The following is an 11,191-nucleotide window of genomic DNA, read 5'->3' as shown; positions in this document are numbered from 1 at the left end:
CTCTCTCCTCCGCTCCTCCGCAGCGGGCGTCGTCGCGGTCGGCGCCCTGCTGACCGTGGTGCTCGCCGGCTGCTCCAGCAGCACCGCCGCGCCCGAGGATTCCGCAGCCCCCGCTGCCGACCCCGACTCGATCGTGCTCGCCCTCGTGCCCTCGCAGGACCAGGACGGACTCGTCGACACCGCCGCGCCCCTCACCGACTACCTCACCGAGGAGCTCGGCATCGAGGTCACAGGCGTCGTGTCGAAGGACTACCAGGCCGCCGTCGAGGCGATGGGCGCAGGCCAGGCGCAGATCGGCTTCCTGCCGTCGCTGCAGCTGTGGCAGGCGAACGACATGTACGACGCGAAGGTCGTGCTGCAGACCGAGCGCAACGGCAACATCACCTACCCCGCGCAGTTCATGACGAACAACCCCGACAAGTACTGCGACGACGAGCCGGTCGAGCGTGACGGGATGCTGTTCTGCAACGGCGCCGACGCCATGAAGGGCCCGGCCGGCCTCGACAGCATCGACAAGGTGAAGGGCGCGAAGGTCGCCGTGCTCGGCCCCGGTTCGCCCGCCGGCTACATCTACCCGATCGTCGCGCTGCAGGAGGCAGGTCTCGACACGGACACCGACATCCAGCAGATCCCTGTCACCGCGAACGACGCCTCGGTGCTCGCGGTCTACAACGGCGACGCCGAAGTGGGATTCAGCTTCTGGGACGCCCGCACGATCGTCGCGAAGGACACCCCCGACGTCGGCCAGAAGGTCGTTGTGTTCGCGATGACCGAGGAGATCCCGAACGACGGCGTCGCCCTCTCGTCCGACCTGTCACCCGAGCTGCAGGATCGCATCACGAAGGCGCTCGAGGACTTCTCGAACACTCCGGAGGGTTCCAAGATCCTCACCAGCATCTACTCGATCACCAAGCTCGCGCCGGCCGACCCCGACTCGCTCGACGTCGTGGCCCGTGCCGCACAGGCTCTGGGGCTCCAGTAAATTGTCCGATCAGATCCAGCACGTGGACGCCGCAGCTTCGGTTGCGGCGTCCACGCCGTGGTCCATCCGCCTCGACGAGGTCACGGTGCGCTATCCCAACGGGACGGTCGGTCTGAACCGGGTGTCGCTCGACATCGAGGCCGGCGAGATGGTCGCCGTCGTCGGGCTCTCCGGCTCGGGCAAGTCCACCCTCATCCGCACGATCAACGGCCTCGTGCCGGTGACGAGCGGCGCCCTCGACGTGGGGGAGCACCGGGTGAGCGGCGCCTCGTCGCGCACCCTCCGCCGCCTCCGCGGCGACATCGGCATGGTCTTCCAGGGCTTCAACCTCGCGGGCCGCGCGAGCGTGCTGCAGAACGTGCTCGTCGGGCGCCTCGCCCACACGCCGCTCTGGCGCACGCTCCTGGGCGTCTACCCCGAGGCGGACAAGCAGCTTGCGTATCACGCGCTCGATCGTGTCGGCATCCTGCCAAAGCTGCACTCCCGCGCTTCCGAGCTCTCGGGCGGCCAGCAGCAGCGGGTCGCGATCGCCCGTGCCCTCGCCCAGGAGCCGCGCATCGTCCTCGCCGACGAGCCGGTCGCGAGCCTCGATCCGCCCACCGCGCACGGGGTGATGAACGACCTGCGCCGCATCAACCGGGATCTCGGGATCACGGTGCTCGTCAACCTGCACCTCCTCGACCTCGCCCGCGAGTACGGGGCGCGGATGATCGGCATGCGCGCCGGGGAGATCGTCTACGACGGGCCCGCCACCAGTGCGACGGACGCCGATTTCGAGAGCATCTACGGCCGCTCGCTCACGCCCGACGACCGGCTGGACGCATGAGCGGCGCCCAGAACGCGACCGTCCTCGACATTCCCGCCCGCCCGCGAGGAGCGTGGAAGGGGCCTGTGATCCTGGCCGCCGTCGTGACCGTCACAGTGGTGATGTGCCTGCCGGTGATCGGCATCGGCGTCGACTTCTCGGCCATCGCGCGCAACTGGCAGAACGGCGCCGACAAGATCGTGAAGCTGCTCCTGCCCGACTGGAGCTTCTTCCCCCGCACCGTCGCGCCCCTCATCGAGACCCTGCAGATGGCGGTGATCGCGACCGCCATCGGAGCCGCCGTGTCGCTGCCGCTCAGCTTCTGGGCCGCGCGTGCCACCAACCCGAACACCACGGCGCGCGTCATCGTGCGCGGCATCCTCAACGTCATCCGCAGCGTGCCCGACCTGCTGTATGCGGCGATCCTGGTCGCGATGGTCGGGGTCGGTGCGCTCCCCGGAATCCTGGCGCTGCTGCTGTTCAACGTCGGCATCATCGTCAAACTCGTCTCGGAGGCCATCGACACCAACGACCGCGGCCCCCTCGAGGCCGGACGCGCGGTGGGGGCGACGCAGGCGAAGATCAACCGCACGCTCGCGCTGCCCGACGCCTGGCCCGCCTTCGCGAATCAGACCCTGTACGTGTTCGAGCTGAACGTGCGCGCCTCGACCGTGCTCGGTCTCGTCGGCGCCGGAGGCATGGGGCTGCTGATCGACGCGGTGCGCACGTTCTACCGCTACGACCAGCTCTCGCTCATCATCCTGGAGATTCTCATCGTCGTCATCGTGATCGACCTCGTCTCGGACGCCATCCGACGGAGGCTCGTATGAGTGCGGCGCTCACCGTCATCCCCGCCAAGCCTCGCCGGCCCTGGCTGATCGCCGGATGGGCGCTCGTCACCGGCATCGCGGTCCTGGCGTTCTGGTCGATCGACATCGACTGGTCCCGCCTCTCCGATCTGCCGTCCGAGATCATCCGGTACACGTTCCTGATGTTCGCCGATCCGAACTGGGAGAAGCTGCCGGAGGCGCTGTGGCAGACGTGGCGGAGCATCGAGATGGCCTGGGTCGGCACGATCCTCGGCATCCTGCTCGCCACCCCGCTGAGCCTGGTCGCCGCGCGCGGATTCGGGCCCGCGTGGCTGCGGGCGCTCCTGCGCGGACTCTTCTCGCTGATCAGGGCCGTCCCGGAGATCATCATCGCGATCGTGATCCTCTCGGTCACCGGCCTCACCCCGTTCACCGGCGCGCTCGCCCTCGCCATCAACGGCGTCGGCACGCTCGGCAAATGGGGGTATGAGGCGGTCGAGGCCGTGCCCCGAGGTCCGATCGAGGCGGCGCGCGCGGCCGGTGGCGGCACGCTGCAGGTGCTGCGCTGGGGTGTGTGGCCGCAGGCCGAACCGGCGTTCTGGTCGTTCTGGCTGTACCGCTTCGAGATCAACGTGCGCTCCTCCGCGGTGCTGGGGCTCATCGGCGTCGGCGGAATCGGCGACATGCTCACCTCCTACACCCAGTACCGTGAGTGGTCGACGGTGGGTGTCCTGCTCATCGTGGTGGTCGTGGTGACGATGCTGATCGATGCGGCGTCCGGTGCGATCCGTCGCCGCATCATGGAGGGAGCCCGAGCCCGTGTTCTCGCCTAGCGCCCCGCCCACCGCACGCATCGCGGCCGTGCTCAACGCCCTGCAGCCGGCCGAGCGCCGCGTCGCCGAGCTGATCATCGAATCGGCCGACGAGGTCGTGGAGTGGACGGCGCAGGAGCTCGCCGATCGGGCCGGCGTCGGCCGCGCCACCGTGGTCCGCACCTGCCAGGGCATCGGCTATCGCGGTTATCCGCAGCTGCGGGTCGCGCTCGCCGCCGAACTCGGCAGCACGCCCGGGGAGGCGGCCGTCGACCACGGTCCCGGCGTGCTCGGACGCATGCGGGGGGAGATCGATCGTCTGGCGGGCTCCCTGCCGGCGCTCGCCAGCCTGCTCGACCCGGATGCTGTCGCCGAGGCCGTGCGCCTCTCGGCATCCGCCCGTCGTCTGCTCGTGCTCGCCAACGGACTGTCGTCGCCGATCGCCAACGACCTCGCCATGCGGCTGACTGCCGCCGGGCGGTCGGCGGAATTCATCGCCGACGCCATCGCCCAGCAGATCGCGGCCCGCCACCTCACGGCCGAAGACGTCTGCCTCGTGGTGAGCGGTTCCGGTGCGAACGAGGCGAGTCTGCGCGTCGCGACGGCGGCCGCGCGGGGCGGTGCGACCGTGATCGCCCTGACGTCGTTCGCCTCGTCGGCCTTGACCGAGGCGGCGTCGCTGTCGCTCGTGATCGCGCCGACCGGGGTGAGCTTCCGCGACGAGCTCGAGCACACCTCCCGCGTGGCCTACCTCGTGTTCGCCGAGGTGTTCGCCGCCGCGGTCGCGACCGAGCGTGGCGTGGATGCGGTCCAGGCGCGCGCCCACGCCCTCGAGGTCGTCTCCGCGAACCTCGGCGAGGGATCCACCGACTGACCCGGCATCAATCCCGAGCGGTCTGCAGGATCGTCCAGAGCTCGGCGCGAGCCGGGAAGGTGGACAGGTCGACGTCGAGCAGTGCGCCGGCTTGGGCGATGCGGGTGCGCAGGGTGTGCCGATGCACCCCGAGAGCGTTCGCGGCGGATTCGGCCTTCGCGTCGTGCTCGAGCCAGGTGCGCAGCGAGCGCTCGAGGTCGGCGCCGGTGCGGGCATCGTGCTCGCGCACCGGGGCCAGTCGAGACTCGGCGACCAGGCGGGCCTCGTCGGTCGCGAGGGCGGTGAGGATGCTCGACCCCACGGTGTCGGCGTACCGGGCGGTCCCGTGCGAGCCCTGCTGGCGCAGCGCGGTGAGTGCCTGCGCATGGGCACGGGCGAACGAATCGTAGCCCTCCGAATCGGAGACGCCGATGCGGATGCCGAACCGCGCGGCGACCTCATCGAGCAACCCTTCGTCGGCGACCGACACGCACATCGTGACGCCGTCCTCCGACTCGGCCAGGAAGAAGGAGGTGCCGTGTTCGGACCGGTGTCGCTCCCACCAGTCGGCCAGGGGTCCCGCAGGGGCGTCGGCCGCGACCGCGACCACCACGGGCGCGGGTGGCAGGCTTCCCAGCACCCGTCTGGCGAGAGAGGGGTCGTCGGCGAGGAGCGAGCCGAGGAGCTGGGTGTGCAGGCGGCGTCGGCTGCGCGCCAGCTGCTCGCTCTGCTCCATCGCGAGTCCCGCCATGGCGATGACCGATGTCACGACCGAACGTGCTTCGGGGTCGAGCGTCTCGATGGCCAGGGCGATGACGCCGCGCAGGTGTCCGCCGCGGCCCACCGTGAACAGCATGAACGAGTGACCCTCGATGCTGAGCGACTGCCCGGCCTCGAGCCCCCGCGTGAGGATCTCGACCACGCGGGAGCCGAGTTCGTCGAGCACACGCGCCTCGATGGCGTCACGCGGGTGAGCGAACGTGAGGGCTCCGGCGGCGTCGAACATGCCAGACCAGACGTCGAGCCGACGCCCGAGCTCCGCGATCGTCGCGTCGAGGCCGTGCGGACGGAGGGCGGCGAGGGCCAGAGCGCGCTGCGTGTCGAGCGCCCATGACCGTCGTGCATAGGCCTGAGCCGCGATGGCCTCGGAGTGTGCACGTGCGACGGCGATGAACGGGGTGCGGTACGGTACGGCGAACAGGGGCATCCCGTGCACAGCGCAGGCCTCGACGAGCTCGTCGGGGATCCCTGAGCGATGCACCTCGGTACCGAACCCCAGGCCGATCACGCCGCGGTCTGCGAGTCGCCCGACATACGTGTCGATGCTCACGGCCTCGTCGAACTGCGTCCCCGTGGTCAGCAGTGCCAGGTCTTCCGAGAGGAACGGGGTCGGGTCGGCGAGGTCGGAGCTGTGCACCCAGCGCAGGGGGCGGTCGAGAGCGCCTTCCGGGATGTCGGCTTCGCGAGGCACCAGCGAGAGCCCGAGGTCACGACGCTGCAGCAGCGCACGCAAGGTCGGCTGAGCGGTGACGGCCATGACATCCTCCGGAACTTATACACGCAGGCGAACTGACGCTACAGATTGTACAGACCGGTGAATGCAGCAGTCTCGGTCACCGCCGTACGCTCGCGAACATGGCACTCCTCGACACCGCAGCCCCCGCAGTCCCTCTCGGTGGACCCGACCTCCCGCAGGAGCGTCGCCTGGTCACGGACCTCCCCGGCCCCCGTTCGGCCGAGATCCTCGCGCGCAAGGCGGACGCCGTCGCCGCGGGTGTCGGACACACGGTTCCGATCGCGGCCGTCGCCGCGGGCGGCGGAGTGGTCGTCGACGCCGACGGCAACTCGCTCATCGACCTCGGTTCCGGCATCGCCGTGACCACGGTGGGCAACGCGCACCCCAAGGTCGCTGCGGCCGTCGCCGCTCAGGCCGCGCAGTTCACGCACACCTGCTTCATGATCTCGCCGTACGAGTCCTACGTGGGCGTGGCCGAAGCACTCAACCGCGTCACCCCCGGCGACTTCGCCAAGAAGAGCGCCCTGTTCAACTCGGGCGCCGAAGCGGTCGAGAACGCGATCAAGATCGCCCGCAAGCACACCGGTCGCCAGGCCGTCGTCGCATTCGACCACGGCTACCACGGCCGCACGAACCTGACCATGGCGCTCACCGCCAAGTCGATGCCCTACAAGAGCGGCTTCGGCCCGTTCGCCCCCGAGGTGTACCGCGCGCCGATGTCGTACCCCTTCCGCGACGGACTCGACGGGCGCGAGGCCGCGGCCCGCGTGATCCTCCAGCTCGAGAAGCAGATCGGTGCCGACAACCTGGCCGCGGTCATCATCGAGCCCATCCAGGGCGAGGGTGGCTTCATCGTCCCGGCCGACGGCTTCCTCCCCGCGATCGTCGACTGGTGCCGCGCGAACGGCGTCGTCTTCATCGCCGACGAGGTGCAGACCGGCTTCGCCCGCACCGGTCACATGTTCGCGAGCGAGATCTTCGGCATTGAGCCCGACCTGATCACCACGGCCAAGGGCATCGCCGGCGGCCTCCCGCTCGCCGCCGTCACCGGTCGTTCCGAGATCATGGACGCCTCGCACTCCGGCGGTCTCGGCGGCACCTACGGCGGCAACCCGATCGCCTGTGCCGCGGCCCTCGCCTCGATCGACGTGTTCGAGAACGACGGCGTCATCGAGCGGGCACGCGAGATCGGCACCATCCTCATCGACCGTCTCACCGCGATCCAGCAGAACGACCCGCGCGTCGGAGACATCCGCGGCCACGGCGCCATGATCGCCGCCGAGTTCGTGGATCCCGAGACCAAGGCGCCGAACGCCGCTCTCACGGCGGCCGTCGCGAAGGCGTGCATCGCGCAGGGCGTCATCGTCCTCACCTGCGGCACCTACGGCAACGTCATCCGCTTCCTTCCTCCGCTCTCGATCGGCGACGACCTGCTGAACGAAGGACTCGACATCGTGGCCGCAGCCCTGGCTGCAGCCGCCGAATAACATGCAGGCCGCGCTCCCGCGCGGCCTGACCCCCTGTCCGGTCGCGACCCCAATCGGGGGATTTCGGGTCGCGACCGGCACTACTTCCCCCAACGAAGGAGTTGCAGATGTCTGAGATCACCCGCGACGTACTCATCATCGGTGCCGGAGCCGCAGGGCTCACGGCCGCGAACGACCTGCGCAAGGCCGGCCTGTCGGTCGCCGTGCTGGAGGCCCGCGACCGCGTGGGCGGCCGCCTGTGGACCGACGTCATCGACGGTGCCATGCTCGAGATCGGCGGCCAGTGGGTCTCGCCCGACCAGGACGCGCTCAAGGACACGATCGAGGAGCTGGGCCTCGAGACCTACAGCCGTTACCGCGAGGGTGACAGCGTCTACGTCGGACCCGACGGGAAGACCCACCGCTTCACGGGGGAGATGTTCCCCGTCTCGCCGGAGACCGAGGCCGTGATCGCCCGCATCACCGGCATCCTCGACGCGCTGGTCGCGGAGATCGACCCCGATCAGCCGTGGGCGCACCCCAAGGCCGAGGAGTGGGACTCCATCACCTGGGATGCCTGGCTGCGTTCGCAGACCGACGACGACGAGGCCGTGCGCAACCTCGCCTTCGCCACGGGCTCCGCGATGCTCACCAAACCCACGCACTCGTTCTCGCTCCTGCAGTCGCTCCTGATGGCCGCGTCCGCCGGTTCTTACTCGAACCTGGTCGACGCCGACTTCATCCTCGACAAGCGCGTCGTGGGCGGTCTCCAGCAGGTGCCGCTCCGCCTTGCCGAGCGTCTGGGCGACGACGTGCTGCTGAACCAGCCCGTCCGCCGCCTCGAGTGGTCGGATGCCGGTGTGGTCGCCGTCACCGACGAGCTCACCGTGCGCGCCCGCCACGCGATCCTCGCGCACGCACCGGTTCTCTACAGCCGCATCTCGTTCGACCCGCCGCTGCCACGCCGCCAGCACCAGCTGCACCAGCACCTCTCGATGGGCTTCGTCATCAAGGTGCACGCCGTGTACGACCGGCCGTTCTGGCGCGAGCAGGGTCTCAGCGGCACCGCGTTCAGCCCGTACGAACTGTCGCACGAGGCCTACGACAACACCAACCACGGCGATGAGCGTGGCACCCTGGTCGGCTTCGTCTCCGACGCCAACGCCGACGGTGTCTTCGAGCTCTCGGCGGAGGAGCGCAAGGAGCGCATCCTCGAGTCGCTGTCGCACTACTACGGCCCCGAGGCCAAGAACCCGGTCGTCTACTACGAGAGCGACTGGGGCAGCGAGGAGTGGACGCGCGGCGCCTATGCCGCCAGCTTCGACATGGGCGGCCTGCACCGCTACGGCGCGGACCTGCGCACCGCGGTCGGACCGATCCACTTCGCGTGCAGCGACATGGCAGGCGCCGGGTATCAGCACGTGGACGGTGCGATCCGGATGGGACACCTGGTCGCCTCCAACATCGTCGATGCGAGTCGTGAGGCCGGCGCTGTCGAGAGCAGCAGCTGATGACCGGGTCGGTCGTCGTCGGATACACGGCGACGGACGCGGGAGCGGATGCCGCAGCGCTGGGTGCGCGCATCGCCCGCAGCCTGGGAGCGACCCTGCACCTGGTGATCGTGCTGCCCAACGAGGGCACGCGCAGTGCTGCGGTGCCGCCGGAGCGCGCCTACGAGGAGCACATCCGCTCGCAGGCCAAGAAGTGGCTCGGCGACGCCGTCGTCCGGTTGCCGCAGGAGCTGATCCGCAGCGGACACGTCCGCTTCTCCGAATCCTTCGCCGAGGGGCTCATCGCCGCCGGTGAGGAGTTCGGCGCACGTCTGATCGTGATCGGCGCGGCGGGCGGCGGCATCTTCGGGCGCCACCGTCTCGGCAGCGTGGCCTCCGAGCTGCTGCACTCGTCGACCATCCCGGTCGCCCTGGCGCCTGCCGGCACCGCGCAGCAGGACGACCACGTCATCCCGCGTGTCACGGTCGCGGTCGGCTCACGGCCGGGCGCGGACGCGCTGCTCGACGAAGCGGTGTCGCTCGCCGGAGACAGCGGTGTCGATCTGCGACTCGTCTCCCTCGTGCCGTTCGACGTGCCACCCGGCCTCGACACGGGAGCCATCCGCACCGTAGGGGACACGCACGGTCAAGAGGTTCTCGCGATGGCGACCGAGCTCCTTCCGGACGGGCGCACCGCCGCGGTCGAGAAGGCCCCAGGCGACACGGTCGAGGATGCGGTCGCGAACCTCTCCTGGCTTCCCGGTGAGGTCATCCTGGTCGGATCGAGCCGGCTGGCACAGCCGCGCCGACTGTTCCTGGGCTCCACGGCGGCGAAGATGCTGCACGTTCTGCCCGTCCCCATGATCGTCGTCCCGCGCACCCGCAACGAAGCAGGAGAACGCTGATGAGCAGCACCCACCGGGCGACGGAGCCCGAATCCGGCGTCACCACCGGGATCTCCACCAAGGGCCTGAGCGCCGGAACGGTCGGCCTGATCGGCGCGGTCGTGATCGGCATCTCGTGCATCGCGCCCGCCTACACGTTCACGGCGGCCGTCGGACCCGTGGCCTCCACCGTCGGGTCCCAGATCCCGGCGATCATCCTCGTCGGGTTCATCCCGATGCTCCTGGTCGCCTTCGGCTACCGCGAGCTCAACAACCGGATGCCCGACTCCGGCACGTCGTTCACCTGGGCGGCCCGTGCCTTCGGTCCCTGGGTGGGCTGGATGGCCGGCTGGGGCCTCGTCGTCGCCACGATCCTCGTGCTGTCCAACCTCGCTGGCATCGCCGTGGACTTCCTCTTCTTGCTGATCTCGCAGATCACGGGCAACCCCGACATCGCCTCCCTCGCGAGCGTCACCTGGATCAACATCGGCGTGTGCCTGCTGTTCATGCTCGGCGCGACGTGGATCTCGTACCGCGACATGCAGACGACGCAGAAGCTGCAGTACTGGCTCGTCAGCTTCCAGATCCTCGTGCTGCTGTTCTTCGCCGGGGCCGCGATCGTGCAGGCGGTGAACGGCAACGGCTTCGACTACCAGCCGTTCGACCTCGGCTGGTTCAACCCGTTCGCGATCTCGTCGTTCAGCGCCGTCGCCGCCGGCCTCTCCCTGTCGATCTTCATCTTCTGGGGCTGGGACGTCACCCTCACCATGAACGAGGAGACCAAGGATCCGGAGAAGACCCCGGGGCGTGCCGCCACCGTCACGGTGCTCATGATCGTCTCCCTGTACCTGCTGCTGGCGGTCGCGATGATCATGTTCGCCGGCGTCGGCACCGGAGCGTTGGGCCTCGGCAACGAGGACATCCAGGAGAACGTGTTCTTCCACCTCTCCGGCCCGATCCTCGGCCCGCTCGCGTTCCTCGTGTCGCTCGCGGTGCTGACCAGTTCGGCATCGTCGCTGCAGTCCACGTTCGTGGGTCCCGCGCGCACCCTGCTGGCGATGGGGCACTACGGCGCACTGCCCAAGTCGTTCGCGAAGGTCAGCCCGCGGTTCTTCACCCCGGGGTACGCGACCATCGCCTCCGCCATCGTGGCATCGGCCTTCTACGCCGTGATGCGCATCGTCAGCGAGGACACGCTGTGGGACACCATCCTGACACTCGGCATGATGATCTGCTTCTACTACGGGATCACCGCATTCGCCTGCGTCTGGTACTTCCGCAAGCAGTGGTTCGACTCGACGCGGAACTTCTTCTTCACGTTCCTGTTCCCGCTGGTCGGCGGCGCGATCCTCGCGGTGCTGTTCTTCACCACGCTGATCGACTCGATGGACCCGGCCTACGGCTCCGGCTCGCAGATCGGCGGGGTCGGCATCGTGTTCATCCTCGGCATGCTGATCATCGTCGTCGGCATCGTCGTCATGATCTGGAACGCGATCAGACGGCCCGCCTTCTTCCGCGGACAGACCCTGGGCATCGACGCACCGCCCAGTCGACGCAAGCGCTCCTAGCCCTCC

The 11,191-nt window shown here is 69.3% G+C and carries 10 protein-coding genes; 9 read left to right on the top strand and 1 reads right to left on the bottom strand.

The features are described from left to right. Window positions 1-46 precede the first annotated feature (46 nt). The 5 genes from phnD to AX744_RS02540 are packed head-to-tail and all read left to right on the top strand — an operon-like array spanning window position 47 to window position 4,282. A complete protein-coding gene (gene phnD / locus AX744_RS02560; protein ID WP_061015309.1) occupies window positions 47-982 on the top strand; it encodes a phosphate/phosphite/phosphonate ABC transporter substrate-binding protein in 936 nt (311 codons plus the stop codon). Window positions 983-1,004: 22 nt separating this feature from the next. Further along, a complete protein-coding gene (gene phnC, locus AX744_RS02555; protein WP_058632142.1) occupies window positions 1,005-1,808 on the top strand; it encodes a phosphonate ABC transporter ATP-binding protein in 804 nt (267 codons plus the stop codon). Further along, window positions 1,805-2,617 (top strand): phosphonate ABC transporter, permease protein PhnE, encoded by an 813-nt coding sequence (gene phnE, locus AX744_RS02550; protein ID WP_061015307.1) that lies wholly within the window; start codon window positions 1,805-1,807, stop codon window positions 2,615-2,617. The genes phnC and phnE (AX744_RS02550) overlap by 4 nt, the downstream gene beginning before the upstream one ends. Then, window positions 2,614-3,429, top strand: coding sequence for a phosphonate ABC transporter, permease protein PhnE (gene phnE / locus AX744_RS02545; RefSeq protein WP_061015306.1), 816 nt, complete (start codon window positions 2,614-2,616; stop codon window positions 3,427-3,429). Before phnE (AX744_RS02550) ends, phnE (AX744_RS02545) begins: the two co-directional genes overlap by 4 nt. Continuing rightward, window positions 3,416-4,282 carry a MurR/RpiR family transcriptional regulator gene (locus AX744_RS02540; protein WP_061015305.1) on the top strand — a complete coding sequence of 289 codons (867 nt, stop codon included), beginning with the start codon at window positions 3,416-3,418 and terminating at the stop codon, window positions 4,280-4,282. The genes phnE (AX744_RS02545) and AX744_RS02540 overlap by 14 nt, the downstream gene beginning before the upstream one ends. A 7-nt stretch (window positions 4,283-4,289) precedes the next feature. On the opposite strand, the gene AX744_RS02535 is transcribed toward AX744_RS02540, so the two are convergent. After that, entirely contained in the window at window positions 4,290-5,798 is a 1,509-nt protein-coding gene (locus AX744_RS02535; RefSeq protein WP_061015304.1) for a PucR family transcriptional regulator, read from the bottom strand. A 98-nt stretch (window positions 5,799-5,896) separates the two neighbouring features. On the opposite strand from AX744_RS02535, the gene gabT reads away from it, so the two are divergent. The 4 genes from gabT (at window position 5,897) to AX744_RS02515 (ending at window position 11,185) form a co-directional block, all read left to right on the top strand. Then, the gene (gabT, locus tag AX744_RS02530; protein ID WP_046747854.1) at window positions 5,897-7,264 is read left to right on the top strand and encodes a 4-aminobutyrate--2-oxoglutarate transaminase; all 1,368 of its coding nucleotides are present in this window, start codon (window positions 5,897-5,899) and stop codon (window positions 7,262-7,264) included. A 107-nt stretch (window positions 7,265-7,371) separates the two neighbouring features. After that, a complete protein-coding gene (locus tag AX744_RS02525) occupies window positions 7,372-8,754 on the top strand; it encodes a flavin monoamine oxidase family protein (protein WP_061015303.1) in 1,383 nt (460 codons plus the stop codon). Continuing rightward, window positions 8,754-9,638 (top strand): universal stress protein, encoded by an 885-nt coding sequence (locus AX744_RS02520; protein ID WP_058632126.1) that lies wholly within the window; start codon window positions 8,754-8,756, stop codon window positions 9,636-9,638. The genes AX744_RS02525 and AX744_RS02520 overlap by 1 nt, the downstream gene beginning before the upstream one ends. Continuing rightward, window positions 9,638-11,185: an APC family permease gene (locus tag AX744_RS02515; protein WP_046747856.1), complete on the top strand. Its 1,548-nt coding sequence runs from the start codon at window positions 9,638-9,640 to the stop codon at window positions 11,183-11,185. Before AX744_RS02520 ends, AX744_RS02515 begins: the two co-directional genes overlap by 1 nt. Window positions 11,186-11,191: the final 6 nt, after the last annotated feature.

Source organism: Microbacterium sp. CCH5-D1 (assembly GCF_001557335.1).
GTDB classification, from domain to species: Bacteria; Actinomycetota; Actinomycetes; order Actinomycetales; family Microbacteriaceae; genus Microbacterium; species Microbacterium oxydans.
This window is presented reverse-complemented; position numbering and strand designations above follow the sequence as displayed.